The organism is Mycobacterium scrofulaceum (assembly GCF_002086735.1).
GTDB lineage: Bacteria > Actinomycetota > Actinomycetes > Mycobacteriales > Mycobacteriaceae > Mycobacterium > Mycobacterium scrofulaceum.
The window spans coordinates 31,951-58,614 of record NZ_MVIJ01000036.1; the positions used below are offsets into that span (position 1 = coordinate 31,951).

A 26,664-nucleotide genomic window follows, 5' to 3' on the forward strand; every position below is an offset into this window, starting at 1 on the left:
ATCGGTCGGTGGGCGCGGACGGTATCGAACCGCCGACCGCTGGTGTGTAAAACCAGAGCTCTACCACTGAGCTACGCGCCCGTGCCCGAGGCAGGCTACACGCACAACGCCCGGGTACCCAAAAATTTCAGCCCCGCAAAGCCGCCAGCGCGTCGACCCACAGCCGCTGGTTGCGGGATTCGCCGGGCTGTTTGCACTCGGCGAACCGGATGACGCCGGACCGGTCGATGACGAACGTGCCGCGGTTGGGGTAGCCGGCGTCGTCGTTGAACACGCCGTAGGCCTGGCTGACCTCGCCGTGCGGCCAGAAATCCGACAGCACCGGGAAGGTGAACCCGCTCTCCAGCGACCAGATGCGGTGGGTGGGCGGCGGCCCCACCGAGATGGCCAGCGCCGCGCTCTCGTCGTTCTCGAAATCGGGCAGGTGATCGCGCAGCTGATCCAGCTCGCCCTGGCAGATGCCGGTGAAGGCCAGCGGAAAGAACACCAGCAGGACGTTCTTGGTTCCGCGGTAGGAGCTCAGGGTGACCCGCTGTTGGTTCTGGTCGCGCAGTGTGAAGTCCGGGGCGGTGGCGCCGACGGGCAGCATCAACGCTTCCCGGTCCGGGACTTCGGCTGCACCAACCGGCTGGCGCTCCAGTCGCCCAAATTGACCGACGACGTCGGCATCAGGCCGGCGGTGGGGGCCGCCTCGGCGATCTCGGCCGGCAGCACGTGGCCGGGCTTGCCGGTCTTGGGCGTCAGCACCCAGATCACGCCGTCTTCGGCCAGCGGGCCGATCGCGTCCATCAGGGTGTCCACCAGGTCGCCGTCCCCGTCGCGCCACCACAGCAGCACGACGTCGACCACCTCGTCGGTGTCCTCGTCGAGCAACTCAGCGCCGCACGCTTCCTCGACGTCAGCGCGGATTTCGTCGTCGGCGTCCTCGTCCCAGCCCCATTCCTGGACGACTTGGTCTCGTTGGATGCCCAGTTTGCGAGCGTAGCTCGAGGCGTGATCCGCCGCGACCACCGTGGAGCCTCCTTGCATTTGTCCGCAAGCTATCTGCGCCGTGCGATGGGGATTATCGTCGCACAGCCGCAACCGCGTCGACACCCGCGCCTCACGAGGCGCCTCAGAAAGACGCCAGACAGAGTTTCAGCGCCTTCGTCTTGGCGTCGTTGAGCCGGTCCACCCGCCGATTGAACTCCCCCGTCGCCGCGTGGGTGCCGATGGCGTTGGCCACCGCGCGGGCCGCGTCGATGTACGCGTTGAACGCGTCTTTCAGCGGCTGGGACAGCGCGTCGTTGAAGCTGTTGCCCACCGTGTCGGCACTGCTGTTCAGCGCGTCGATGGCGGGACCTTCGGTGGGGCCGGTGTTGCGGCCCGCGTTGAACGCGCCGACGAAGACGTTCACCTTGTCGATCGCGTCCTTGCTGGACGTGGCCAGCGTGTCGCAGGAGCTGCGCACCGCCCGGGTGGTCAGCGACTGTTGCCGCTGGGATTCACGGACCCGTGACGTCGCCACCGACGCGGACACCGACGCGGACACCGACTGCCGGTAGGCCGGGGCCACCTGGGTGTCGGGCGTGGCGGTGCCGTTGGTGACGGTGGTACACCCCACGATCCCCATCAGCATGGCCGCGATACATCCGAGCGCCAGAGCGCCTCGCCTGGGGAAGCTCCCCGCAAGGACGGCACGCCATCCGATGAGCACGGCTCATGACGTTACCGGGTGGCCTCCCCGACCGTTCCGCTACGCACGAGTTCGTGTCCGCCGGGTGAACCCGTATCGGCTACCCGACGTCGGCTGGCCCCGCGAAACGCCGGTGCGGCACGATAGAGGGAGACGGTGCACAGCACCCCGAGGGCACAAGCCCCGCCAACTACAGGAGCAGTGCGTTGACAACCGAGTTCGCGCGCCACGATCTGGCCAAAACCCCTAGCAGCGCAAGCGAACCCGACCGCGTTCGGGTGATCCGCGAAGGCGTCGCGTCGTACCTGCCCGACATCGACCCCGAGGAGACCTCGGAGTGGCTGGAGTCGTTCGACGAACTGCTGGAGCGCTCCGGCCCGGCGCGGGCGCGGTACCTGATGCTGCGGCTGCTGGAACGGGCCGGCGAGCAGCGCGTGGCCATTCCGTCGCTCACATCAACCGATTACGTCAACACGATCCCGACCGAACTGGAACCGTGGTTCCCCGGCGACGAGGACGTCGAACGGCGCTTCCGGGCGTGGATCCGGTGGAACGCCGCGATCATGGTGCACCGCGCCCAGCGCCCGGGAGTCGGCGTGGGCGGGCACATTTCGACCTACGCGTCGTCGGCGGCGCTCTACGAGGTCGGCTTCAACCACTTCTTCCGGGGCAAATCGCATCCCGGCGGCGGTGACCAGATCTTCATCCAGGGCCACGCGTCGCCGGGGATCTATGCGCGCGCCTTCCTCGAGGGCCGGCTCAGCGAGGACCGGCTCGACGGCTTCCGGCAGGAGCACAGCCACGCCGCCGGTGGGCTGCCGTCCTACCCGCACCCGCGGCTGATGCCCGACTTCTGGGAGTTCCCCACCGTGTCGATGGGCCTGGGCCCGCTCAACGCGATCTACCAGGCGCGGTTCAACCACTACCTGCACGACCGGGGCATCAAGGACACCTCCGATCAGCACGTGTGGTGCTTTTTGGGCGACGGCGAGATGGACGAGCCGGAGAGCCGCGGGCTGGCGCACGTCGGCGCGCTGGAGGGCCTGGACAACCTGACCTTCGTGATCAACTGCAACCTGCAGCGCCTCGACGGCCCGGTGCGCGGCAACGGCAAGATCATCCAGGAGCTGGAGTCGTTCTTCCGCGGGGCCGGCTGGAACGTGATCAAGGTGGTGTGGGGCCGCGAGTGGGACGCCCTGCTGCACGCCGACCGGGACGGCGCGCTGGTCAACCTGATGAACACCACGCCCGACGGCGACTACCAGACGTACAAGGCCAACGACGGCGCCTACGTGCGCGACCACTTCTTCGGCCGCGACCCGCGCACCAAGGCGCTCGTCGAGAACATGACCGACGCCGAGATCTGGAACCTCAAGCGCGGCGGCCACGACTACCGGAAGGTGTACGCCGCCTACCGCGCCGCCGTCGACCACAAGGGCCAGCCGACGGTCATCCTGGCCAAGACCATCAAGGGCTACTCGCTGGGCGCTCACTTCCAGGGCCGCAACGCCACCCATCAGATGAAAAAGCTTGCGCTGGAAGACCTTAAACACTTCCGCGACTCGATGCGGATTCCGATCAGCGACGCCCAGCTGGACGAGAACCCCTATCTGCCGCCCTATTACCACCCGGGCCCCGACGCCCCGGAGATCCGGTACATGCTGGACCGCCGCCGCACCCTGGGCGGCTTCCTGCCCGAGCGCCGCACCAAGGCCAAGGCGCTCAAGCTGCCCGCTCGCGACATCTATGCGGCGCTGAAGAAGGGCTCGGGCAACCAGGAGGTCGCCACCACCATGGCGACCGTGCGCACCTTCAAGGAAGTGTTGCGAGACAAGGAGGTTGGCCCACGGATCGTGCCGATCATTCCCGACGAGGCGCGCACGTTCGGGATGGACTCGTGGTTCCCGTCGCTGAAGATCTACAACCGCCTCGGTCAGCTGTACACCGCCGTCGACGCCGAGCTGATGCTGGCCTACAAGGAGAGCGAAGTCGGCCAGATCCTGCACGAGGGCATCAACGAGGCGGGGTCGGTGGGCTCGTTCATCGCGGCCGGCACGTCGTACGCGACGCACAACGAGCCGATGATCCCGATCTACATCTTCTATTCGATGTTCGGGTTCCAGCGCACCGGCGACGGCCTGTGGGCCGCCGCCGACCAGATGGCCCGCGGCTTCCTGCTCGGGGCCACCGCGGGGCGCACCACGCTGACCGGAGAGGGCCTGCAGCACGCCGACGGCCACTCGCTGCTGCTGGCCAGCACCAACCCCGCCGTGGTCGCCTACGACCCGGCCTTCGCCTACGAGATCGCCTACATCGTCGAGAGCGGGCTGGCGCGGATGTTCGGGGAAGACCCCGAGAACGTGTACTTCTACATCACCGTCTACAACGAGCCGTACGTGCAGCCCCCGGAGCCGGAGAACTTCGACCCCGAGGGCGTCCTGCGCGGCATCTACCGCTACCGCGCCGCCACCGAACAGCGCGCGAACACGGCGCAGATCCTGGCCTCGGGGGTGGCCATGCCGTCGGCGCTGCAGGCGGCCGAGATGCTGGCCGCCGAGTGGGACGTCGCCGCCGACGTGTGGTCGGTGACCAGCTGGGGCGAGCTGAACCGCGACGGCATATCTGTCGAGAGGGCCAAGCTGCGCCACCCCGACCGGCCCGCCGGGACGGCCTACGTGACGCAGGCCCTGTCGGGCGTCGGCGGGCCAGTGATCGCCGTGTCTGACTGGATGCGCGCCGTCCCCGAGCAGATCCGGCCGTGGGTGCCGGGCACTTTCGTCACGCTGGGCACCGACGGGTTCGGCTTTTCCGACACCCGGCCCGCCGCGCGGCGCTACTTCAACACCGACGCCGAGTCGCAGGTGGTGGCGGTGCTGGAGGCGTTGGCGCGCGACGGCGAGATCGACCCGTCCGTGCCGGTCGCGGCGGCCCGCCAGTACAAGATCGACGACGTTCAGGCCGCGCCCGAGCAGACGTCCGACCCCGGCGTGGCCTGAGCGGGCGTGCGCCCCCGCCAGCGCCCAGCCAGCCGGGCGCTGCACCACGAGTGCACGGCCAGCAGGGCCATGGCGCCTAAAGCGGCCCACCGCCTTGGCGGATACATCCAAAATGTGGCGTAGGTTTTAGGGGTGAATGACAATCCGTTCGCCGGCCCATTCGCCAAGCAGCCCCGGTCGCCGTTGGAAATGCTCAACACCGTGCCGGACTCGGTGCTGCGCCGGCTGAAGCAGTACTCCGGCCGGCTGGCCACCGAGGCGGTGTCGGTCATGCAGGACCGGCTGCCGTTCTTCGCCGACCTCGAAGCCTCCCAGCGGGCCAGCGTGGCGCTGGTGGTGCAGACGGCCATCAACAACTTCGTCGAGTGGATGCAGGACCCGCACAGCAACGTCAGCTACACCGCGCAGGCCTTCGAGCTGGTGCCCCAGGACCTGGCCCGCCGGATCGCGCTGCGGCACAGCGTGGACATGGTGCGCGTCACCATGGAGTTCTTCGAAGAGGTGCTGCCCCTGGTGGCGCGCTCCGAGGAGCAGTTGACCGCGCTGACCGTGGGCGTCCTCAAGTACAGCCGCGACCTCGCGTTCACGGCCGCCTCGGCCTACGCCAACGCGGCCGAGGCGCGGGGCACCTGGGACAGCCGGATGGAGGCCAGCGTCGTCGACGCGGTCGTCCGCGGCGACACCGGCCCGGAGCTGTTGTCCCGGGCCGCCGCGCTCAACTGGGACACCACCGCGCCGGCGACGGTCGTGGTCGGGGTGCCCGCGCCGGGCCGCGACGGGTCGAGCGGGCCGGGCGACGACCAGCGGGCCAGCCAGCACGTCCGCGACATCGCCGCCCGCCACGGGCGCGCCGCCCTCACCGACGTGCACGGCACCTGGCTGGTCGCCATCGTGTCCGGCCAACTGTCGCCTACCGACAAATTCCTCGGCGACCTGCTGCAGGCGTTCTCCGACGGCCCGGTGGTCATCGGTCCGACGGCGCCGATGCTGACCGCGGCCTACCACAGCGCGAGTGAGGCGATCTCCGGGATGAACGCCGTCGGCGGCTGGCGGGGCGCGCCCCGGCCGGTGCTGGCCCGGGAACTCCTGCCCGAACGCGCCCTGATGGGCGACGCGTCGGCGATCGTGGCGCTGCACACCGACGTCATGGGGCCGTTGGCCGACGCGGGGCCCACGCTGATCGAGACTCTTGACGCTTACTTAGATTGTGGCGGCGCGATTGAGGCGTGTGCCAGAAAGTTGTTCGTTCATCCAAACACGGTGCGCTACCGGCTCAAGCGGATCACCGACTTCACCGGACGCGATCCCACGCAGCCCCGCGACGCATACGTCCTGCGCGTGGCGGCGACCGTGGGCCAGCTGAACTACCCCACGGCTCCCGCTAGCGTCGGCACCACCACGATGCCTCCGGTTCCGCTGCCGGTCAGGGCCACTATCGCGGATCAACCGGCGTCATAGTGATCCAGGCAACAGATCGCGGCGCGGTATCGAACACGTAGCTTACGGAGCTATTTTGTGGGGACTACACAAAAACCTAAGACCAGGTTCATAATCTGTTACACCCGCCAAAACCGTTTCCACAGTGTTCTCTTAAACACGTGATTGCTTTGCTTGCGCCCGGACAGGGTTCCCAGACCGAGGGCATGCTCTCGCCGTGGCTCGACCTGCCGGGTGCCGCGGACCAGCTCGACCTGTGGTCGAAGGCCAGCGGCCTCGACCTGGTCCGGCTGGGCACCACCGCGTCCACCGAAGAGATCACCGACACCGCGGTCACTCAGCCCCTGGTCGTCGCCGCCACGCTGCTGGCCCACCAGGAGATGACCAAGCGCGGCCTGCTGTCGGACACCGACCTGATCGTCGCGGGCCACTCGGTCGGCGAGATCGCGGCCTACGCGATCGCCGGCGTGCTGGCCGCCGATGACGCCGTCGCGCTCGCCGCCACCCGCGGCGCCGAGATGGCCAAGGCGTGCGCAATCGAGCCGACCGGCATGTCCGCGGTGCTCGGCGGTGACGAGGCCGAGGTGCTGAACCGTCTCGAGCAGCTCGATTTGTTCCCCGCCAACCGCAACGCCGCGGGCCAGATCGTCGCCGCGGGCCCGCTGACCGCGCTGGAGAAGCTGGCCGAGGACCCGCCGGCCAAGGCCCGCGTCCGCGCCCTCGGGGTGGCCGGGGCGTTCCACACCAAGTACATGGCTCCGGCCCTCGACCGCTACGCCGCCGCGGCGGCCGCGGTCGCGACCGCCGAGCCCACCGCCACGCTGCTGTCCAACCGCGACGGACAGCCCGTCGCCTCGGCGGCGGCGGCGATGGACGCGCTGGTCGCCCAGCTGACCCAGCCGGTGCGCTGGGACCTGTGCACGGCGACCATGCGTGACCGGGAGATCACGGCGGCGGTGGAGTTCCCCCCTGCGGGCACTCTCACCGGCATCGCCAAACGCGAACTTCGGGGGGTTGCGACCCGCGCCGTCAAGGCACCCGCAGACCTGGACGCACTGGCCGAACTCTGACAGCCGCATCCAGTACAACCACATAACGCTCTATAAGAACACTCTGTTCGATCAACACAACACATCACGAAGGGAAGACGCTGTGGCCGTCAGCCAGGAAGAAATCATCGCCGGTATCGCGGAGATCATCGAAGAGGTCACCGGTATCGAGCCGTCCGAGGTCACCCCGGAGAAGTCCTTCGTGGACGACTTGGACATCGACTCGCTGTCGATGGTTGAGATCGCGGTGCAGACCGAGGACAAGTACGGCGTGAAGATCCCGGACGAGGACCTCGCCGGCCTGCGCACCGTCGGTGACGTCGTGTCCTACATCCAGAAGCTCGAGGAAGAGAACCCCGAGGCTGCCGAGGCGCTGCGCGCCAAGCTGGAGACCGAGAACCCCGACGCCGTGGCGAACGTCAAGGCAAGGATGGACGCGGACAAGTGAGCAAGCCTTCCACTGCTAATGGCGGTTACCCCAGCGTTGTGGTGACCGCCGTCACGGCGACGACGTCGATCGCGCCGGACATCGAGAGCACGTGGAAGGGTTTGTTGGCCGGCGAAAGCGGCATCCACGTCCTCGAAGACGAGTTCATCACCAAGTGGGATCTGCCCGTCAAGATCGGTGGGCACCTCAAGGAGCCCATCGACGAGCACATGAGCAGGCTCGACCTGCGCCGGATGTCCTACGTCCAGCGGTTGGCCAAGCTGCTCAGCACTCAGCTGTGGGAGTCCGCCGGCAACCCGGAGCTCGACCCCGACCGGTTCTCGGTCGTGGTCGGCACCGGGCTCGGTGGCGCCGAGCGGATCGTCGAGAGCTACGACCTGATGAACGAGGGCGGCCCCCGCAAGGTGTCGCCGCTCGCCGTTCAGATGATCATGCCCAACGGCGCCGCGGCGGTGGTCGGGCTGCAGCTCGGGGCGCGTGCCGGGGTGATCACCCCGGTGTCGGCCTGTTCGTCGGGCTCCGAGGCGATCGCGCACGCGTGGCGCCAGATCGTCATGGGTGACGCGGACGTCGCCGTCTGTGGTGGCGTCGAGGGTCCCATCGAGGCGCTGCCCATCGCGGCGTTCTCGATGATGCGGGCCATGTCCACGCGCAACGACGAGCCCGAGCGCGCGTCGCGGCCGTTCGACAAGGACCGCGACGGCTTCGTGTTCGGCGAGGCCGGGGCCATGATGCTCATCGAGACCGAGGAGCACGCCAAGGCCCGCGGCGCCAAGCCACTGGCCCGGTTGATGGGTGCCGGCATCACCTCGGACGCGTTCCACATGGTGGCGCCGGCCGCGGACGGCGTGCGCGCCGGCCGGGCGATGCAACGGTCGCTCGAGTTGGCCGGCTTGTCGCCCAAGGACATCGACCACGTCAACGCCCACGGGACGGCGACGCCGATCGGTGACACGGCCGAGGCCAACGCCATCCGCGTCGCCGGCTGCGAGCAAGCCGCGGTGTACGCACCGAAATCCGCACTGGGCCACTCCATCGGGGCGGTCGGTGCGTTGGAATCTGTCCTCACGGTATTGAGCCTTCGGGACGGCGTGATACCGCCGACACTGAACTACGAAACCCCAGATCCCGAGATCGACCTCGATGTTGTCGCGGGCGAACCTCGCTACGGCGATTTCCGTTACGCCATCAACAACTCGTTCGGATTCGGTGGCCACAACGTGGCTCTCGCCTTCGGGCGGTACTGAGGCTGGATGGTGGTGACGCGCTTCCCCCGGCCTCGCCGGGCTCGCGATCACCACTAAGCACGAAAGGAACGTTCGCAAGACCCATGACAGAGCTAGTTACCGGGAAAACACTCCCGAACGTGGTCGTCACCGGCGTTGCCATGACGACCGCTCTGGCAACTGATGCCGAGACCACCTGGAAGCTGTTGTTGGACAGCCAAAGTGGTATCCGCAGGCTCGACGACCCGTTCGTCGAGGAGTTCGACCTGCCGGTCAAGATCGGTGGGCACCTGTTGGAGGAATTCGACAGCCAGATGACCCGCGTCGAGCTGCGCCGCACGGGTTACCTGCAGCGGATGTCCACCATCTTGAGCCGCCGGGTCTGGGAGAACGCCGGCTCGCCCGAGGTGGACGCCGACCGCTTGATGGTGTCCATCGGCACCGGCCTGGGCTCGTCGGAGGAGATGGTCTTCAGCTACGACGACATGCGCGCTCGTGGCATGAAGGCCGTCTCGCCGCTCGGGGTGCAGAAGTACATGCCCAACGGCGCCGCCGCGGCGGTGGGCCTGGAACGGCACGCCAAGGCCGGCGTGATCACGCCCGTGTCAGCCTGCGCGTCCGGTTCCGAGGGCGTGGCGCAGGCCTGGCGCAACATCGTCTTCGGTGAGGCCGACATCGCCATCTGCGGCGGCGTCGAGACCAAGATCGAGGCGGTGCCGATCGCGGCGTTCGCCCAGATGCGCATCGTGATGTCCACCAAGAACGACGACCCGGCGGGCGCCTGCCGCCCATTCGACCGGGACCGCACCGGCTTCGTGTTCGGCGAGGCGGGCGCGCTCATGGTGATCGAGACCGAGGAGCACGCGAAGGCCCGCGGGGCCAACATCCTGGCCCGGATCATGGGGGCCGCCATCACCTCGGACGGCTACCACATGGTTGCGCCGGACCCCAACGGTCTGCGGGCCGGGCACGCGATGAGCCGGGCGATTCAGCTGGCCGGCCTGAGCCCGAGCGACATCCAGCACGTGAACGCGCACGCCACCGGCACCTCGGTGGGTGACGTCGCCGAGGCCAAGGCGATCAACAACGCGTTGGGTGCCCACGGCGGCAATGCCGCCGTGTTCGCGCCGAAGGCGGCGCTGGGCCACTCGGTGGGCGCCGTGGGCGCGGTCGAGTCGATCCTGACCGTGCTCGCGCTGCGGGACCAGGTCGTTCCGCCGACGCTGAACCTCGAAAATCTCGACCCGGAAATCGATCTGGACGTGGTGGCGGGCAAGCCGCGGCCGGGCAACTACGAGTACGCCATCAACAACTCGTTCGGATTCGGCGGGCACAACGTCGCGATCGCGTTCGGGCGGTACTGAGCACCGCTTCTCAACCGAGAGCACACCGGAGAACAGGAGACCTGCGATGACAATCATGGCCCCCGCGTCGGTCGGCGAGTCGCTCGACCCCAGGGACCCGTTGCTGCGTCTGAGCAACTTCTTCGACGAGGGCAGCGTCGAGCTGCTGCACGAGCGTGACCGCTCGGGTGTGCTGTCGGCTTCGGGCACCGTGAACGGCGTGCGCACGATCGCGTTCTGCACCGACGGCACCGTGATGGGCGGCGCCATGGGTGTCGAGGGGTGCGCGCACATCGTCAACGCCTACGACACCGCCATCGAGGAACAGAGCCCGATCGTGGGGATCTGGCACTCCGGCGGCGCGCGCCTGGCCGAGGGCGTGAAGGCGCTGCACGCGGTCGGGACGGTGTTCGAGGCGATGATCCGCGCGTCCGGCTACGTCCCGCAGATCTCGGTGGTGGTCGGTTTCGCCGCCGGCGGTGCCGCCTACGGCCCGGCGCTGACCGATGTCATCGTGATGGCGCCGGAGAGCCGGGTCTTCGTCACCGGGCCCGACGTGGTGCGCAGTGTCACCGGCGAGGACGTGGACATGGCGTCCCTCGGCGGCCCCGAGACCCACCACAAGAAGTCCGGGGTGTGCCACATCGTCGCCGACGACGAGCTCGACGCCTACGAGCGTGGCCGTCGCCTGGTCGGATTGTTCTGCCAGCAGGGGCATTTCGACCGCACCAAGGCGGAGGCCGGTGACACCGACATCCACGCGTTGCTGCCGGAGTCGGCGCGGCGGGCCTACGACGTGCGCCCGATCGTGACCGCGATTTTGGACGACGAGACGCCGTTCGACGAGTTCCAGGCCAACTGGGCGCCGTCGATGGTGATCGGCCTGGGCCGGCTGTCGGGTCGCACGGTCGGCGTGCTGGCGAACAACCCGCTGCGGCTGGGTGGCTGCCTGAACTCCGAAAGCGCCGAGAAGGCGGCACGTTTCGTGCGGCTGTGTGACGCGTTCGGGATTCCGCTGGTCGTGGTCGTCGACGTGCCGGGCTACCTGCCCGGTGTCGACCAGGAGTGGGGCGGCGTGGTGCGCCGCGGCGCGAAGCTGCTGCACGCGTTCGGCGAGTGCACGGTCCCGCGCGTCACCCTGGTCACCCGAAAGACCTACGGCGGGGCCTACATTGCGATGAACTCCCGGTCGCTGAACGCGACCAAGGTGTACGCCTGGCCGGATGCCGAAGTCGCCGTGATGGGCGCCAAGGCCGCCGTCGGCATCCTGCACAAGAAGAAGCTGGCCGCCGCGGCCGATCACGAGCGCGAGGCGCTGCACGACGAGCTGGCCGCCGAGCACGAGAAGATCGCCGGCGGTGTGGACAGCGCCATCGAGATCGGTGTGGTCGACGAGAAGATCGACCCGTCGCACACCCGCAGCAAGCTCACCGAGGCGCTGGCCCAGGCGCCGGCCCGCCGCGGTCGCCACAAGAACATCCCGCTGTAGGTCACCCTTTAACGGCGAGCAGACGCAAAATCGCACGCGCGGTACCCGCGCCGTGCGATTTTGCGTCTGCTCGGTGGGCTAATCCCCAGGGGTGACTGGCGGATTCGAGCCCGCTCTTCGCATGCTTCCGCGGTGCACAATGAAGCGCTCAACCTCCTGTACAGAACCGGCGGGTTCGCGACGACCACACAGCTGCTGACAGTCATGACTCGTCAACAGCTAGACGTTCAAGTCCGAAACGGTGGACTTGTCCGCGTGTGGCACGGAGTTTACGGTGCAGCGCAGCCAAATTTTCTGGGACGCTTGGCCGCACTGGATGTCTTCATGGGTCGGCATGCGGTGGCGTGCATGGGCACTGCCGCGGCGTTGTACGGGTTCGACACCGAGAACACCATGGCTATTCACGTTCTCGATCCCGGCATACGCATGCGCCCTACGGGCGGCCTGATGGTTCACCAACGCACCGGAGCCCGGCTCCAACGAATAGGGGGTCGTCTAGCGACGGCACCGGCATGGACCGCAGTGGAGGTCGCAAGGCAGCTGCGCCGGCCGAGGGCACTGGCGACGCTCGACGCGGCATTGCGCTCGATGTGGTGCACTCGCAATGAAATTGGTCAAGCCGTCGAGGAGCAGCGAGGACGTCGAGGCATCGTTGCTGTGCGCGCACTGCTGCCATTGGCGGATGGCCGTGCGGAATCGGCCATGGAAAGCGAGGCGCGACTGGTCATGCTCGATCGAGGGCTACCGCTCCCTGAGCTGCAGCATCCGATCGTCGGCCGCGATGGCGAGTTGTGGCGCGTCGACTTCGCCTGGCCGGACATGCGATTGGCAGCAGAATACGAGAGCATCGACTGGCATGTTGGTCGCACGGAAATGCTGCGCGACAAGTCGCGGTGGGCCAGGATCCAGGAGCTTGGGTGGACGATCATCCCAATAGTCGTCGACGACGTGCGGCGGGAACCCGACCGCCTCGCCGACCGCATCGCAACCCACCTGAATCGCCCGCTGATGGCTAGTTAACTCCGCCGAGCAGACACAAAATCGCACGGCGCGGGTACCGCGCGTGCGATTTTGTGTCTGCTCGCGGGCCGTTAGCGACCCAGGATCGCCAGAAGCGCCCGGCGGAGTTCAGCCTCGGGGTCGGCGGGCAACGCCTCCGCGCGCCACCCGATGAAGTCGTCGGGGCGGACCAACAGCGCCCCGTCGGGGGCGAGCCCGGTGGCCGCCGCCCACTCGTCGGTATAGACCCGGTGCGCGGCCACCGACGCCGAAGCCGCGGCGGCACACCACCGTTCGTCGCCGGTGAGCACGGTGAACCCCGGATCCAGCAGGTCGAGCGTCGACACGCCGTCGCCCACCCATACGTGCGGGACCCGGGTGCCGGTTTGGCCGCGCAACTCCCCCACCAGCTGCAACGTATCCGCGCCATACCGGTAGCCGATGAGCAGCTCGAACATCGAGCACTCTTCGTCGGCCGGCAACCGCGGGCCGTCGTCGCTCATGGGAAGCACGGCCAGCGTCGGCCCGGTCAGCGACTGCCGGGCGGCGAACCTCCCCACCGGGTGGCGCTCGGCGTGATAGGTGTCCAGCAGCGCCGGGCCGGCGGTCCCGTTCACCACGGCGGCCAGTTTCCAGGCCAGGTTGTGTGCGCTCTGGATGGCGGTGTTGGCGCCACCGGCCTTGAACGGTGGCATGGTGTGGGCCGCATCGCCGACGAGAAAGACTCGGCCGCAGCCGAATTGGTCGGCCACCTGCTCGTAGGGCTGCCACGCCGCGACCTCGATGACGTCGATGTCGATCCGCTCGCCGATCGCGACGGTGAGGATCTCGCGGCACCGCTGCGGCGTGAACTCCTCGGCCGACTCGCCCTTGCCGGGAAAGTACGTGGTGATGAACATCCCCAACTCCCCGTCGACCAACAGGAAGATGCCGTCCACGTCGGCGTTCTTGACCTGCACGGCGTCCCCGTCGGCCAACTGCGAGACGAACTTCGTCCAGGGCGCGCGGAAGTAGATGAAGACGACGAAGATCGGTAGCGCGCCGTAGCCGGACGTGGTGATGCCCAACCAATTCCGGATCGGGCTGTGCACACCGTCGGCGCCGACGAGGTAGTCGGCGCGGACGGTCTCGGATCCCCCGGTGTCCCGATCGCGCACCACCGCGGTGACACCCGCCCCATCCTGCTCGAGCGAGGCCAGTTCCGTCCCGTACCGCACCTCGCTGCCCCGGCGGCGCGTTTCGGCGAGCAGGATGGGCTCGAGCCTGCTCTGCGGGCAGTATTGCGCGGCGGGCTCGGGACTCAGCGCGTCCAGGCCCGCGAAGATCGCGTTGACGTCGATGGCCAGTCGCTCCTCGGGGCTGTTGAGCGCCGGCCGGACCATCATCGCCGAGACGTGGTCGGCCACCGCATGCACCTCGTCGCGCAGACCCAGACCCCGCAGGATTTCGAGGCTGCGAAAGCTCAGGTTGCGGGCTTTCGGATAGATGAACACCTCGCGCCGCCTTTCCACCAGCAACGAGCCGACCCCGTGTTTCGCCAGCAATGCCGACGTCGCGAGGCCGGCGGCGCCGGCGCCGACGATGAGGACGGGAACGCGGGTGAGTGTCATGCATGAAATGGTAGTCGCTGTCATTCGATATTCACAGTCAGAACTGCATCGGAGCCCCGTAGTGGAAGATGGGCTCGTGACCCTCCCCGCGCCGGCGCTGATGGACGTCGCCGTCGAGGAGGCACGGGCCGGCCTGGCGGAGGGCGGCATCCCGATCGGGGCCGCGCTGTTCACCGCGGACGGCGTGCTGCTCGGGCGCGGCCGCAATCGCCGCGTGCAACACGGCGACCCCTCGTTGCACGCGGAGGTGGACGCGTTCCGCGCGGCCGGCCGGCAGCGCGACTACCGCTCCACCGTCATGGTGACCACGCTCTCGCCGTGCTGGTACTGCAGCGGCCTGGTCCGCCAGTTCAACATCGGTTCGCTCCTCATCGGCGAATGCCGGACGTTCAGCGGCGGGCACGATTGGCTGGCGGACAACGGGGTCCGGGTCACGGTGCTCGACGACGAGCGCTGCGCAACCATGATGGCGGCCTTCATCGCCGAGCACCCGGACCTGTGGCACGAGGACATCGGCCTGGCGCCCTAGCCGAACCGCGCCACGAACTCCTCCGCCACCGCCAACACCCGCTCGCGATCGGACTCCACCAACCCGATGCGGGTTCGTCGATCCAGAATGTCGGAGACGTCCAGCGCACCCTCGTGGGTGATCGCGTACTCGAATTCCGCCCGGGTGACGTCGATGCCCTCGGCGACCGGATCGGTCGGCCGCGTACAGGCGGCGGTGGTGACGACCTTGGCCGCCTCGGCGCCGTAGCGCTGTACCAGCGACTCCGGCAACTCGGCACCGGAGCCCGCGCCGGCCGCCCCGGGGTTGGCGGGCGCGCCGATCAGCGGCAGGTTGTGGGTCCGGCACTTCGCGGCCCGCAGGCGGCGCAGGCCGACGGCGCGGTCCAGCACGTCCTGTGCCATGTATCGGTATTCGGTCAGCTTGCCGCCGATCACGCTGATCACCCCCGACGCCGATTCGACGACGGCGTGTTCGCGCGAGACGTCGGCGGTGCGGCCCTCGCCGGTGTCGATCAGCGGGCGCAGCCCCGCGTAGGCGCCGATGACGTCGGCCGGCCCGAGCGCGACCCCCAACGCCGTGTTCACGGTGTCCAGCAGGAACGTGACCTCGTCCGCGGACGGCGCGGGCACGTCCGGGATCGGTCCGGGGGCCGCCTCGTCGGTCAGCCCCAGGTACACCCGCCCCAGCTGCTCGGGCATGGCGAAGACGAAGCGGTTGAGCTCTCCGGGAATCGGGATCGTCAGCGCCGCGGTGGGATTGCCGAACGCGGCGGCGTCGAACACCAGGTGGGTGCCGCGGCTGGGCCGCAGCCGCAACAGGCCGTCGATCTCGGCCGCCCACACCCCGGCCGCGTTGATCACCGCGCGGGCCGAAACGTCGAACGACTGCCCCGCGCGCCGGTCGGTCAACCGCACCGAGGTGCCGGTGGCGGGCGACGCCGCCACGTAGGTCAGGATCCGGGCGCCGTGCTGCGCGGCGGTACGCGCGACCGCGGTGACCAGCCGGGCGTCGTCGATGAGCTGCCCGTCGTAGGCCAGCAGGCCGCCGTCCAGGCCGTCGCGCCGAACGGTGGGCGCCATCCGCACCACGCGCTCCGGCCCGATTCGGCGCGACCGCGGCAGGATCGACGACGGCGTCCCCGCCAGCGTCCGCAACGCGTCGCCGGCCAGGAACCCCGCGCGCACCAGCGCGCGCTTGCCCCGGCCCATGGACGGCAGCAGCGGAACCACCTGCGGCATCGCATGGACCAGATGAGGGGCGTTGCGGCTCATCAGGATTCCGCGTTCGAGGGCGCTGCGGCGGGCGATCCCCACGTTGCCGGTCGCCAGGTACCGCAGGCCGCCGTGGACCAGCTTCGAGCTCCACCGGCTGGTGCCGAAGGCCAGGTCGTGCTTGTCCACCAGCGCCACCCGCAGCCCCCGCGACGCGGCGTCCAGCGCGATCCCCGCGCCGGTGATGCCGCCGCCGATCACCATGACATCGAGCGGCTCGCCGTCGGCGAGCGCCGTCAGGTCGGCCGCCCGGCGGGCGGCGTTCAGCGCGGTGGGGTCGGCGATCACGACAGGTATCCGTTCAGCGAGTGGGCGAGTTCGCCGGCCAGCGTGTCGGCGTCCAGGATCGGTTCGACGATCTGCGCCGACTGGATGGTCGACTGCGCGATCAGCAACACCATGGTGGCCATCTGGACGGGGTCGCCGGCGCGGACGCTGCCGTTGCGCTGGGCCACCCGCAGCCGCGCGGCGAGGGCGTCGATGAGCATGTGCTGGCTGGTTCCGAGCCGCTCGGTGATGTAGATCGGCGCCAGCTCGGAGTGCAGCACCGACATCACCAGCCGGTCCCGGCGGAGCAGGTCGGCCACCGTAACGATCTGCCGCACCAGCGATTCCCTGTCGTCGCCGAGCAGCGGGGCCTCGCGCATCACCTCGGTGACGTGACGGGTCAGCAGCGCCGCCACGATCGACTGCGTGTCCGGCCAGCGCCGGTACACCGTCGGCCTGCTGACGCCGGCGCGGCGCGCGATCTCGGCGAGGGTCACCCGGTCGACACCGAAATCGACCACACAGCTGGCTGCTGCCGCGAGGATGCGCTCCGCGGTGTCTACCCGCGAACGATCGTTACTGATTGACAGCATGTGTAATACTGTAACGCATGACGCAACCCGAGGGCCTCCTCCCCCCGATGAAATGGAACGCCTGGGGGGATCCCGCCGCGGCCAAGCCGCTTTCCGAGGGCATCCGGGCGTTGCTGAAACAGGCCGTGGGCGTGGAGGATTCGACCGCGGGCGAGCTCGAACGCGCCCAGGTGCGGCTGCGCCCCTCGGCATTGTCGCAGGCGCACCGCGAGGCGCTGGCCGAACTCGTCGGCGCCCCCTACTGCCGCACCGCGGACCGGGATCGGTTGCTGCACGCCGGCGGCAAGTCCACGCTCGACCTGTTGCGCCGCAAGGACACCGGGGTGCAGGACGCGCCCGATGCCATCCTGCTGCCCGGCGACGAGGACGCCGTCGCCACGATCCTGCGCTATTGCTCCCATCACCGCATCGGCGTCGTCCCCTTCGGGGGCGGCACCAGCGTGGTCGGCGGTCTGGATCCCCTCCGCGGCGACTTCCCGGCCGTGGTGTCACTGGACCTGCGCCGCCTCGACCGGCTGATCTCCCTCGACGAGGTGTCCGGGCAGGCCGTCTTCGAAGCCGGCGTCACCGGACCGGACGCGGAGCGTTTGCTTGGCGCCCAGGGCTTTTCGCTCGGTCATTTCCCGCAGAGCTTCGAATACGCGACCATCGGGGGGTTCGCCGCCACGCGCTCGTCCGGGCAGGACTCGGCGGGCTACGGACGGTTCAACGACATGGTGCGCGGCCTGCGGGTGGTCACCCCGGTCGGCACCCTGGACCTGGGCCGCGCGCCCGAATCCGCCGCGGGCCCCGACCTGCGCCAGCTGCTCATCGGCTCGGAGGGCACCTTCGGAGTCATCACCCGCGTGCGCCTGCGGGTGCACCGCGTTCCGGAAGCCGTCCGCTACGAGGCATGGTCCTTCCCCGACTTCGCGAGCGGCGCCGCAGCCCTGCGCGCCGTCACGCAAACGGCCACCGGCGCCACCGTCCTGCGGCTCTCCGACGAGGTCGAGACGGGCGTCAACCTGGCCACCACCGACGCGATCGGCGAAAGCCAGATCACCGGCGGCTGCCTGGCCATCACCGTGTTCGAGGGCAGCGCGGAACACGTGGAAAGCCGGCACGCCGAAACCAGCGCCCTGCTCGCGGCGCGTGGCGGGACGTCGCTGGGCGAAGGGCCGGCGCGGGCCTGGGAGCACGGCCGGTTCGGCGCGCCGTACCTGCGCGACTCGCTGCTGTCGGCCGGCGCGCTCTGCGAGACGCTCGAGACCGCCACCGATTGGTCCAACATCCCCACGCTGAAATCCGCTGTCACACAGGCGCTTACCGACGCCTTGGCGGCGAGCGGCACGCCGGCGCTGGTGATGTGCCACATCTCGCACGTCTACCCCACGGGCGCGTCGCTGTACTTCACCGTGGTCGCCGGGCAGCGCGGCAATCCCATCGAACAATGGCGGGCCGCGAAGAAGGCCGCGTGCGACGCGATCATGGGCGCCGGCGGGACGATCACCCACCACCATGCGGTCGGCGCCGACCACCGGCCCTGGATGCGCGACGAGGTGGGCGAGCTGGGCGTGCGGGTCTTGCACGCGGTGAAGGCGACGCTGGATCCGGCGGGAATCCTCAACCCCGGCAAGCTGATTCCATGAATCGTCGCGAGATTCGGAAGGTCATCGCACTGACCAATCCGGTGTCGGGGCACGGCGCCGCGATCCGGGCGGCGCAGGTCGCGATCGCGCGACTGCACCATCGCGGGGTCGAGGTGGTCGAGATCATCGGCGACGACGCGCAGGACGCGCGCTACCTGGTGAGCGCGGCGCTCGAGAAGGGCGCCGACGCGGTCATGGTCACCGGCGGCGACGGCGTCGTCTCCAACGCGCTACAAGTGCTCGCCGGCACCGACGTCCCGCTGGGCATCGTCGCGGCGGGCACGGGCAATGACCATGCCCGCGAATTCGGGCTGCCCACAAAGGATCCGGAAGCCGCGGCCGACATCATCGTCGACGGCTTCGTCGAGACCATCGATTTGGGCCGGATTCGGGACGCCGGCGGGGCCGAGAAGTGGTTCGGCACGGTGGCCGCCACCGGATTCGACTCCTTGGTGACCGACCGGGCCAACCGGATGAGCTGGCCGCACGGCCGGCTGCGGTACTACCTCGCGATGCTCGCCGAGCTATCGCAGCTGCGGCTCTTGCCGTTCCGTCTGGTGCTCGACGGGACGCGCGAGATCGATGCCGACATCACGCTGGCCGCCTTCGGCAACACCCGCAGCTACGGCGGAGGCCTGCTGATCTGCCCGCACGCCGATCACACCGACGGCCTGCTCGACATCACGATGGTGCACTCGGCGTCGCGGGCGAAGCTGGTCCGCCTGTTCCCGACGGTGATGACGGGCACCCACGTCGACCTCGACGAGGTGAGCACCACGCGGGCCCGAACCATCCACGTCGAGTGCCCGGGGATCAACGTCTACGCCGACGGCGACTTCGCCTGTCCGCTGCCCGCCGACATCGCGGCGGTTCCGGGCGCGCTGCGGATCCTGCGCCGGGCCGGCGACAAATAGCGGCTACCCGACCCCCCGGCTGAGCCAGCTCACCTCGCCGACCTCGCCGCCGTCGCGGTACGCCTCCAGCGCGTCGTCCCACGCCGTGCCCAGCACCGTGTCCAGCTCGGCGGCCAGGGTGTCGGCGCCATGCGCCATCAGCGCGCGCAGCCGCATCTCCCCGACCATCACGTCGCCATTGGCGCTCATCGCCCCGCTCCACAAGCCGAGCTGCGGGGTGTGGCTGAACCGCTGGCCGTCCACTCCGGGGCTGGGGTCCTCGGTGACCTCGAACCGCAGCACCGACCAGGACCGCAGGGCGTTGGCCAGCCTGGCCCCGGTACCCACCGGACCCACCCAGTTGGTGACCGCGCGCAACTGTCCGGGCATGGCCGGCTGCGGCGTCCACGTGAGGTTCGCCTTCGACCCCAGGGTCGACGACAACGCCCACTCGACATGCGGGCATACCGCCGCTGGCGAGGCGTGCACGTACACCACGCCAGTCGTCACGTCGGCGAATTGATTCGACGCACGCATTTCCTGCTCCTTCGGTTCCACGAGGGACGTCTTCCCCAACGACCTGGCGGGACCTGGCAAGCAGGATGCCTAACTATTTTGTGTGTCGTGCGTGTCTATTGTGCCCTGTGATACCCATGTTGCGCTAGTGTGCATTTTCTCTTAGCCGCATTCGGCTATCACGGCGTCGGAAATGGCCGGCCACGGCCGCAGCGCCCACTCCCCGAAATCGCGGTCGGTGAGGGCCACCAGCGCCAGGTCCCGGTCGGGATCGGCCCAGATGAAACCGCCCGCCTGGCCGAAATGGCCGTACGTCCGCGGCGAGTTGGACGCGCCGGTCCAGTGCGGCGATTTGGCGTCCCGGATCTCGAAACCCAGCCCCCAGTCGTTGGGCCGCTGGACGCCGTAACCGGGCAGCACGCCGTCCAGGCCGGGAAATTGCACGGTCGTCGCCTCGGCGTGCAGCTGAGCCGACACCGTCGCGGGCCGCAACAGCTCCGAGGCGAATTTCGCCAGGTCGGCGACCGTGGACACCGCCCCGAACCCCGCGGCCGCCGCGCCGCCATCCAGCTTGGTGGAAGCCATCCCGAGCGGCTGGAACACCGCCTCGGCCAGGTAGCGGCCGAATTCGATGCCGGACTCGCGCTCGACGGTCTGGGCCAGCACGGTGAAGCCGTGGTTGGAGTAGATGCGCCGCGCCCCCGGCGCGGCCAGCACGTGGTCGTTGTGCATCGCCAGCCCCGACGCGTGCGCCAGCAGGTGCCGGACCGTGGCGCCCGGCGGTCCGGCGGGGGTGTCCAGGTCGACGACGCCCTCTTCGACCGCGACGTGCACGGCCCGGGCCACCAGCGGCTTGGTCACCGAAGCCAGCGCGAACACCCGCTCGGTGTCCCCCCGGCCGGCCAGCACGCCGCCGGGTCCGATCGCCGCCGCGGCGGCGGCCCCGACCGGCCAGTCATCCAGGGCGTCGAGGGCCGCCATCACTTCCGGGCGATGTAGTAGTTGTTGATCGGGTCGGACTCGATCTCGGCGACCTGCACGTCGTCGAATCCGGCGTCGGCCAGCATCGCGGTGGCCAGCTGCTCCCCCCAGGCCGCCCCCAGCCCGGCGCCGTCCAGCGCCAGCGACACCGTCATGCAGTGCATCAGCGAGGTGGTGTACAGGTAGGTGCTCATCGGAACGCCGACGTTCTCCTCGAGCCGGCTCGACGCCTTGATGTCGGCCATCAGCAGCACGCCCCCGGGCCGCAGGGCGCGGTAAATGTTCTCCAGGACGCGGGCCGGCTGGGCCTGGTCGTGGATGGCGTCGAACACGGTGATGACGTCGTAGGCGTCCGGCCGGTCCAGCTCCGCCAGGTTGCGGGCCTCGAACGTGGCGTTCGCCAGGCCCAGTTCGGCCGCCTCGCGGGCGCCGACGGCGATCGCCTCGTCGGAGAAGTCGACGCCGGTGAACCGGCTGGCCGGGAACGCGCGGGCCATCACGTTGATCGCGTGGCCGCTGCCGCACCCGAAATCCGCCACGTCGACCCCGGAGCGCAGGCGTTCGACGAGCCCGTCCACCAGCGGCAGCACCGTGTCGACCAGAGCCTTGTCGTAGACGACGCCGCTCTGCTCGGCCATCAGCGCGTGGAACCGGGGGAACTCGCCGTAATGCAGCCCGCCGCCGTCGCGGAAGCAGCCGATGATCTTTTGTTCGACCTCGGCGAGCTGCGGCACGAACAGCGCCACCAGGGCCAGGTTGTCCGGCCCGGCCGCCCGGGTCAGCACGCCGGCGCGGTGCGCGGGCAGCGAGTAGGTCCCGGACTCGGCGTCGTAGTCCACGACGCGGCCGGTCGTCATGCCGGCCAGCCACTCGCGCACGTAGCGCTCGTTGAGGCCGGCCGCTTCGGCGATCTGCGCGCTGGTGGCCCGCGCCAGTCCGGCCATCGTGTCGAGCAGGCCGGTCTGGTGGCCGATGCTCAACAACAGCGTCAGGCTGGCGCCGTCGATGGCCGCGGCGATGCGTCCGGCGAATTCCTTCGAGGTTTCCGACGCGGTCTCGGGTGCCGTCATGGTCAGCGACGGTACACCGTAGGTTGGGGGCCATGAGTCAGACAGTGCGCGGCGTGATTTCACGCAAGAAGGGCGAACCCGTCGAGTTGGTGGACATCGTCGTGCCGGACCCGGGCCCCGGCGAGGCGCTGGTCGACATCGTCGCCTGCGGGGTGTGCCACACGGACCTGACCTACCGCGAGGGCGGCATCAACGACGAGTACCCCTTCCTGCTCGGCCACGAGGCCGCCGGCCGCGTCGAGGCGGTCGGCCCCGGGGTGACCGCGGTCGAGCCGGGCGACTTCGTGATCCTGAACTGGCGGGCCGTCTGCGGCGAATGCCGGGCCTGCAAGCGGGGCCGCCCGCACCTGTGTTTCGACACCTTCAACGCCGCCCAGAAGATGACGCTGACCGACGGCACGGAGCTGACGCCCGCGCTGGGCATCGGCGCGTTCGCCGACAAGACGCTGGTGCACGCCGGCCAGTGCACCAAGGTCGATCCCGCCGCCGACCCGGCCGTCGCGGGGCTGCTCGGCTGCGGGGTGATGGCCGGCATCGGCGCGGCGATCAACACCGGCGGCGTCACCCGCGACGACACCGTCGCGGTGATCGGCTGCGGTGGCGTCGGCGATGCCGCGATCGCCGGCGCCGCACTCGTCGGCGCCCGGCGCATCATCGCCGTCGACACCGACGACACCAAGTTGGACTGGGCCCGCAAGTTCGGCGCCACCCACACCGTCAACGCCCGTCAGGCCGACGTCGTCGAGGCGATCCAGGACCTCACCGACGGCTTCGGGGTCAACGTCGCGATCGACGCGGTCGGCCGCCCCGAAACCTGGAAGCAGGCCTTCTACGCCCGCGACCTCGCGGGAACCGTTGTGCTGGTGGGGGTTCCGACGCCCGACATGAAGCTCGACATGCCGCTGATCGACTTCTTCAGCCACGGCGGGTCGCTGAAGTCGTCGTGGTACGGCGACTGCCTGCCCGAGCGCGACTTCCCCACCCTGATCGACCTGTACCTGCAGGGCCGGCTCCCGCTGGAGCAGTTCGTCTCCGAACGCATCGGCCTCGGCGACGTCGAGGAGGCGTTCCACAAGATGCACGGCGGCAAGGTGCTCCGCTCGGTGGTGATGCTCTGATGGTCGAGATTCAGCAGGTGGTCACCCACGGGACGTTCGAACTCGACGGCGGCAGTTGGGAAGTCGACAACAACATCTGGCTGATCGGCGACAACTCCAACGTCGTGGTGTTCGACGCCGCCCACGACGCGGCACCGATCGTCGAGGCCGTGGCAGGGCGCCACGTGGTCGCGGTGGTGTGCACGCACGGCCACAACGATCACGTGACGGTCGCGCCGGAGCTGGGCAAGACGCTCGACGCGCCGGTGCTGCTGCACCCGGCTGACGAGGTGCTCTGGCGGATGACGCACCCCGACAGCGACTTTCGTTCCATCTCCGATGGAGAGACGCTGAGCGTGGGCGGGACGGAGTTGCGGGCGCTGCACACCCCGGGCCATTCCCCCGGCTCGGTGTGCTGGTATTCGCACGACCTGGGCGTCGTGTTCAGCGGCGACACGCTGTTCTCCGGCGGCCCGGGCGCAACCGGCCGCTCGTACTCGGACTTCCCGACCATCCTGCGGTCCATCTCCGAGCGGCTGGGCAAGCTGCCCGGCGAGACGGTGGTGCACACCGGCCACGGCGACAGCACCGTGATCGGCGACGAGATCGTGCACTACGAGGAGTGGGTGGCCCGCGGGCACTGAGGCCGCGCCGCCGCCGGTACTGGGGAGGCGCTTCGCGCCGCCGGGCCAAGGCGCACACTGGACCGGGTTCCACCGGTAAGGAGTGATACGCATGGCCAACGACCTCGTCGCCACGGTGCCCGACCTGTCGGGCAAGCTCGCAATCGTCACCGGCGCCAACAGCGGCCTGGGTTTCGGCCTGGCCCGGCGACTCGCGGCCGCCGGGGCCGACGTCGTGATGGCGATCCGCAATCGCGCCAAGGGGGAACGGGCGATCGCCGACATCCGCAAGACGGTGCCCGACGCCAAGCTCACCATCAAATCGCTGGACCTCTCGTCGCTGGCCGCGGTCGCCGCGCTGGGTGAGCAACTCAACGCCGAAGGCCGCCCCGTCGACATCCTGATCAACAATGCCGGCGTCATGACCCCGCCGGAGCGCGACACCACCGCCGACGGGTTCGAATTGCAGTTCGGCAGCAACCATCTCGGGCATTTCGCCCTGACCGGCCACCTGCTGCCGCTGCTGCGCGCGGCCGGCACCGCGCGCGTCGTCTCGCTGAGCAGCCTGGCGGCCCGGCAAAGCGGCAAGATCCACTTCGACGACCCGCAGTTCGAGAAGTCCTACGCGGCCATGTCGGCCTACGGCCAGTCGAAACTGGCGGTGCTGATGTTCGCCCTGGAGTTGGACCGGCGCAGCCGCGCGGCGGGCTGGGGCATCGTGTCCAACGCCGCGCATCCGGGCCTGACCAAGACCAACCTGCAGATCGCGGGACCCTCGCACGGCCGCGACAAGCCCTCGCTGATGGAGCGCCTGTACAAGGCGTCCTGGCGCTTCACGCCGTTCTTCTGGCAGGAGATCGACGAGGGCATCCTGCCGGCGCTCTACGCCGCGGCCGCGCCGCACGCCCAGGGCGGCGCGTTCTACGGGCCCCGCGGCTTCTACGAGGCCGCCGGCGGTGGGGTCCGGCTGGCCAAGGTGCCCGAGCGGGCCCGCAACGAGGCTGATTGCCAACGACTTTGGGAGCTTTCCGAGCGGCTCACCGGCGTCGGCTACCCGAAGCCGGACTGACGACTATCGTTGGGACATGCGGCCAGAGCCTCGGATGCCCGAATCGAGCATTGTGGTCCGGCCCGAGCCCGTCTACACGCAGTCGTCGCGGCTGCAGGCCGCGGGCCTGGCGCCGGCCATCGCGTTGTTCGAGCGGGCCGCCGAGCAGGTGCCCCTGCCCAGGCCGCCGCAGCCCATCGTCATCGCCGACTACGGCGCCGCCAACGGACACAATTCGCTGAAGCCGGTGTCGGCGGCCATCGCGGTGCTGCGCCGCCGCACCCGCCACGACCACGCAATCCTGGTGGCGCACACCGACATCCCGGACAACGACTTCTCGGCGCTGTTTCACACCCTGGAAGGCGACCCGGAAAGCTACCTGCACCTGGACGCCGCCACGTTCGCGTCGTCGATCGGCCGGTCGTTCTATGACCAGATCGTGCCGTCCCAGACGGTCAACCTCGGTTGGTCGTCGTGGGCGACGCAGTGGCTGAGCACGATGCCCGGCGAGGTGCACGACCACCTGCACGTCGCCTACAGCCACGACGACACGGCCCGCGCGGCCTACGCGCACCAGGCGGCCCTGGACTGGCTCAACTTCGTGGCGTTCCGCGGCCGCGAACTGGCCCCCGACGGCCGGCTGGTGGTGATGACGATCGCGCTCGACGAGGACGGCACCTCCGGGTTCCCGACCTTGCTCGACGCGATGCTCGCGGCGCTGCGTGAGCAGGTCCGCGACGGCCTGCTGCGCCAGGACGAGGTGCGGCGGATGAGCATCCCGACGTTTGCCCGCGGCGAGAAGGACTTTCGCGCCCCGTTCGCGCCCAGCGGCCGCTTCGAGGGCCTGTCGATCGACCACCTCGAGATGTTCAACGCCGCCGACCGATTCTGGGCCCGCTTCCAGGCTGACCACGACACCGAGGCGTTCGGCGCGCAGTGGGCGGCCTTCGCGCGGGCGGCGCTGTTCCCCGCCCTGGTGCGCGGACTGGACGGCGGGATCCGCGACACCCGGGCCGAAGAATTCGTCGACCAGCTCGAGCGGGCGGTCGCGGCGCGGCTGGCCGGCGCGCCCGAGCCGATGCGCATCCCGCTGGCGCTGGTCGAGCTCGTCAAGCGAGAACGATCCCGCTGATGAGAGTTTCGACACAACACCGCACCGGGTAACCCCGCTGAAGATCGCGACCTGCGATTGCGAGGGGGTTCGATACATGAGCGTGCAGGACGACAAATCGGCTGACCAGGACACCGATCAGAAGGTGACCGAGAAACCGGAGCCGGACGAGAAGGACAAAGAGAAGGCCGCCGAGATGATGGAGGCCTACAAGGAAAATCCCACCATCGTGCTGCCCGGCACCGGCGGCAGCGTGTCGGGCACCGCGGTCAACGACTGGCTGGACGAGGACGGCAATCCCAAGCACGAAGTCGCCGACGGCGCCGGCTCGGTAGATCAGAAGGCCGACGATTCCCGCGACGAGCAGGCTCTGCAGGACCAGATCGAGAAGGACAAGGCCCTCAACGAGAAGCTCAAAGAGGCCGCGACCGCGGAGAACAAGGGCGAAAAGGGGTGACCTAGCCGGCCGTTCCCAGCTGAGGACCCAATTGGGGGATGCCGCTGATACCCAGGTCGCCCCCGATCCCTTGGATGATCTGATTGACCCGGTCCAGGCCCGGGATGGGTTCGCCGAGGCCGGGGACCGGCGGGATGGGCGGTGCCTGCGGGATTTGCGGGACCGCCGGACGGACGGGCGCGGCCGCCAGCGGGGGTGCATGTTGCGGCTTCGCTGACGGCGCAGTGCTCGACGGCGCTTCGGTGGCGGGCGGATTGGTCTCGGCGGTCGACGGCGGCGGCGCCTCCGCGGTGGGCGGGGGCGGCTGGGCTGTCGCGGTGTGGGCG

25 protein-coding genes, 1 tRNA gene and 1 pseudogene are annotated in these 26,664 nt (G+C 69.4%); 16 read left to right on the forward strand and 11 right to left on the reverse strand.

What is annotated here, in order from left to right:
• Positions 1 to 9 precede the first annotated feature (9 nt).
• The 4 genes from BST44_RS20675 to BST44_RS20690 form a co-directional block, all read right to left on the reverse strand.
• A tRNA-Val gene (locus tag BST44_RS20675) sits at positions 10 to 81 on the reverse strand.
• Between the two features lie 46 nt (positions 82 to 127).
• Complete coding sequence (locus tag BST44_RS20680; RefSeq protein WP_083178959.1) at positions 128 to 589, reverse strand: peroxiredoxin; 462 nt, start codon at positions 587 to 589, stop codon at positions 128 to 130.
• A complete protein-coding gene (locus BST44_RS20685) occupies positions 589 to 1,011 on the reverse strand; it encodes a DUF3052 domain-containing protein (protein WP_083178988.1) in 423 nt (140 codons plus the stop codon). Before BST44_RS20685 ends, BST44_RS20680 begins: the two co-directional genes overlap by 1 nt.
• Before the next feature lie 103 nt (positions 1,012 to 1,114).
• Positions 1,115 to 1,696, reverse strand: coding sequence for an Rv2240c family protein (locus tag BST44_RS20690; RefSeq protein WP_083178960.1), 582 nt, complete (start codon positions 1,694 to 1,696; stop codon positions 1,115 to 1,117).
• A 185-nt stretch (positions 1,697 to 1,881) separates the two neighbouring features.
• Between BST44_RS20690 and aceE the strand changes: the two genes are divergently transcribed.
• The 8 genes from aceE to BST44_RS20735 all read left to right on the forward strand — a co-directional run bounded on the left by aceE (position 1,882) and on the right by BST44_RS20735 (position 12,683).
• Entirely contained in the window at positions 1,882 to 4,671 is a 2,790-nt protein-coding gene (gene aceE / locus BST44_RS20695; protein ID WP_083178961.1) for a pyruvate dehydrogenase (acetyl-transferring), homodimeric type, read from the forward strand.
• Positions 4,672 to 4,803: 132 nt separating this feature from the next.
• Entirely contained in the window at positions 4,804 to 6,129 is a 1,326-nt protein-coding gene (locus tag BST44_RS20700; RefSeq protein WP_083178962.1) for a PucR family transcriptional regulator, read from the forward strand.
• Positions 6,130 to 6,269: 140 nt separating this feature from the next.
• The gene (locus BST44_RS20705; protein ID WP_083178963.1) at positions 6,270 to 7,178 is read left to right on the forward strand and encodes an ACP S-malonyltransferase; all 909 of its coding nucleotides are present in this window, start codon (positions 6,270 to 6,272) and stop codon (positions 7,176 to 7,178) included.
• A gap of 82 nt (positions 7,179 to 7,260) precedes the next feature.
• Positions 7,261 to 7,605, forward strand: a complete 345-nt coding sequence (acpM, locus tag BST44_RS20710; protein WP_067917886.1) for a meromycolate extension acyl carrier protein AcpM — start codon at positions 7,261 to 7,263, stop codon at positions 7,603 to 7,605.
• Complete coding sequence (gene kasA / locus BST44_RS20715) at positions 7,602 to 8,852, forward strand: 3-oxoacyl-ACP synthase KasA (RefSeq protein WP_083178964.1); 1,251 nt, start codon at positions 7,602 to 7,604, stop codon at positions 8,850 to 8,852. The genes acpM and kasA overlap by 4 nt, the downstream gene beginning before the upstream one ends.
• Positions 8,853 to 8,935: 83 nt before the next feature.
• Positions 8,936 to 10,195 carry a 3-oxoacyl-ACP synthase KasB gene (kasB, locus tag BST44_RS20725; protein ID WP_083178966.1) on the forward strand — a complete coding sequence of 420 codons (1,260 nt, stop codon included), beginning with the start codon at positions 8,936 to 8,938 and terminating at the stop codon, positions 10,193 to 10,195.
• A 46-nt stretch (positions 10,196 to 10,241) separates the two neighbouring features.
• A complete protein-coding gene (locus BST44_RS20730) occupies positions 10,242 to 11,663 on the forward strand; it encodes an acyl-CoA carboxylase subunit beta (RefSeq protein WP_068092637.1) in 1,422 nt (473 codons plus the stop codon).
• A gap of 132 nt (positions 11,664 to 11,795) precedes the next feature.
• Positions 11,796 to 12,683: a type IV toxin-antitoxin system AbiEi family antitoxin gene (locus tag BST44_RS20735; protein WP_083178967.1), complete on the forward strand. Its 888-nt coding sequence runs from the start codon at positions 11,796 to 11,798 to the stop codon at positions 12,681 to 12,683.
• Between the two features lie 71 nt (positions 12,684 to 12,754).
• Here the strand turns inward: BST44_RS20735 and BST44_RS20740 are convergent, their stop codons facing one another.
• Complete coding sequence (locus tag BST44_RS20740) at positions 12,755 to 14,272, reverse strand: FAD-dependent monooxygenase (RefSeq protein ID WP_083178968.1); 1,518 nt, start codon at positions 14,270 to 14,272, stop codon at positions 12,755 to 12,757.
• Positions 14,273 to 14,369: 97 nt separating this feature from the next.
• Between BST44_RS20740 and BST44_RS20745 the strand changes: the two genes are divergently transcribed.
• Positions 14,370 to 14,801 (forward strand): nucleoside deaminase, encoded by a 432-nt coding sequence (locus BST44_RS20745; RefSeq protein WP_083178989.1) that lies wholly within the window; start codon positions 14,370 to 14,372, stop codon positions 14,799 to 14,801.
• Here the strand turns inward: BST44_RS20745 and BST44_RS20750 are convergent.
• Positions 14,798 to 16,342 (reverse strand): glycerol-3-phosphate dehydrogenase/oxidase, encoded by a 1,545-nt coding sequence (locus BST44_RS20750; protein WP_083178969.1) that lies wholly within the window; start codon positions 16,340 to 16,342, stop codon positions 14,798 to 14,800. The two genes, BST44_RS20745 and BST44_RS20750, sit on opposite strands and share 4 nt — an antisense overlap.
• Positions 16,339 to 16,914, reverse strand: coding sequence for a TetR/AcrR family transcriptional regulator (locus BST44_RS20755; RefSeq protein WP_083178970.1), 576 nt, complete (start codon positions 16,912 to 16,914; stop codon positions 16,339 to 16,341). Before BST44_RS20755 ends, BST44_RS20750 begins: the two co-directional genes overlap by 4 nt.
• 47 nt (positions 16,915 to 16,961) lie before the next feature.
• Here BST44_RS20755 and BST44_RS20760 point away from each other — a divergent pair, with 47 nt between their 5' ends.
• Both BST44_RS20760 and BST44_RS20765 read left to right on the forward strand, forming a co-directional pair.
• Complete coding sequence (locus BST44_RS20760) at positions 16,962 to 18,542, forward strand: FAD-linked oxidase C-terminal domain-containing protein (protein WP_142274612.1); 1,581 nt, start codon at positions 16,962 to 16,964, stop codon at positions 18,540 to 18,542.
• Positions 18,539 to 19,456, forward strand: a complete 918-nt coding sequence (locus BST44_RS20765) for a diacylglycerol kinase (RefSeq protein WP_083178972.1) — start codon at positions 18,539 to 18,541, stop codon at positions 19,454 to 19,456. The genes BST44_RS20760 and BST44_RS20765 overlap by 4 nt, the downstream gene beginning before the upstream one ends.
• A gap of 3 nt (positions 19,457 to 19,459) precedes the next feature.
• Here BST44_RS20765 and BST44_RS20770 read toward each other — a convergent pair whose 3' ends face one another.
• The 3 genes from BST44_RS20770 to BST44_RS20780 form a co-directional block, all read right to left on the reverse strand.
• Positions 19,460 to 19,972, reverse strand: a complete 513-nt coding sequence (locus tag BST44_RS20770; RefSeq protein ID WP_040623631.1) for a DUF3145 domain-containing protein — start codon at positions 19,970 to 19,972, stop codon at positions 19,460 to 19,462.
• 141 nt (positions 19,973 to 20,113) lie between these two features.
• Positions 20,114 to 20,932, reverse strand: coding sequence for a serine hydrolase domain-containing protein (locus BST44_RS20775; RefSeq protein ID WP_083178973.1), 819 nt, complete (start codon positions 20,930 to 20,932; stop codon positions 20,114 to 20,116).
• Positions 20,932 to 22,002, reverse strand: coding sequence for a class I SAM-dependent methyltransferase (locus BST44_RS20780; RefSeq protein ID WP_083178974.1), 1,071 nt, complete (start codon positions 22,000 to 22,002; stop codon positions 20,932 to 20,934). Before BST44_RS20780 ends, BST44_RS20775 begins: the two co-directional genes overlap by 1 nt.
• Positions 22,003 to 22,034: 32 nt before the next feature.
• Between BST44_RS20780 and BST44_RS20785 the strand changes: the two genes are divergently transcribed.
• The 5 genes from BST44_RS20785 to BST44_RS20805 all read left to right on the forward strand — a co-directional run bounded on the left by BST44_RS20785 (position 22,035) and on the right by BST44_RS20805 (position 26,338).
• On the forward strand, positions 22,035 to 23,120 hold the full coding sequence (locus BST44_RS20785; RefSeq protein ID WP_083178975.1) for an S-(hydroxymethyl)mycothiol dehydrogenase: 1,086 nt from the start codon (positions 22,035 to 22,037) through the stop codon (positions 23,118 to 23,120).
• A complete protein-coding gene (locus tag BST44_RS20790) occupies positions 23,120 to 23,743 on the forward strand; it encodes an MBL fold metallo-hydrolase (RefSeq protein ID WP_083178976.1) in 624 nt (207 codons plus the stop codon). The genes BST44_RS20785 and BST44_RS20790 overlap by 1 nt, the downstream gene beginning before the upstream one ends.
• 91 nt (positions 23,744 to 23,834) lie before the next feature.
• Positions 23,835 to 24,791 carry an SDR family oxidoreductase gene (locus tag BST44_RS20795; protein ID WP_083178977.1) on the forward strand — a complete coding sequence of 319 codons (957 nt, stop codon included), beginning with the start codon at positions 23,835 to 23,837 and terminating at the stop codon, positions 24,789 to 24,791.
• Between the two features lie 16 nt (positions 24,792 to 24,807).
• Positions 24,808 to 25,902, forward strand: coding sequence for a class I SAM-dependent methyltransferase (locus BST44_RS20800; protein ID WP_083178978.1), 1,095 nt, complete (start codon positions 24,808 to 24,810; stop codon positions 25,900 to 25,902).
• A gap of 76 nt (positions 25,903 to 25,978) precedes the next feature.
• The gene (locus BST44_RS20805; protein ID WP_083178979.1) at positions 25,979 to 26,338 is read left to right on the forward strand and encodes a hypothetical protein; all 360 of its coding nucleotides are present in this window, start codon (positions 25,979 to 25,981) and stop codon (positions 26,336 to 26,338) included.
• A gap of 1 nt (position 26,339) precedes the next feature.
• Here the strand turns inward: BST44_RS20805 and BST44_RS30160 are convergent.
• Positions 26,340 to 26,664: pseudogene (locus BST44_RS30160) on the reverse strand (hypothetical protein); the annotation flags it as partial.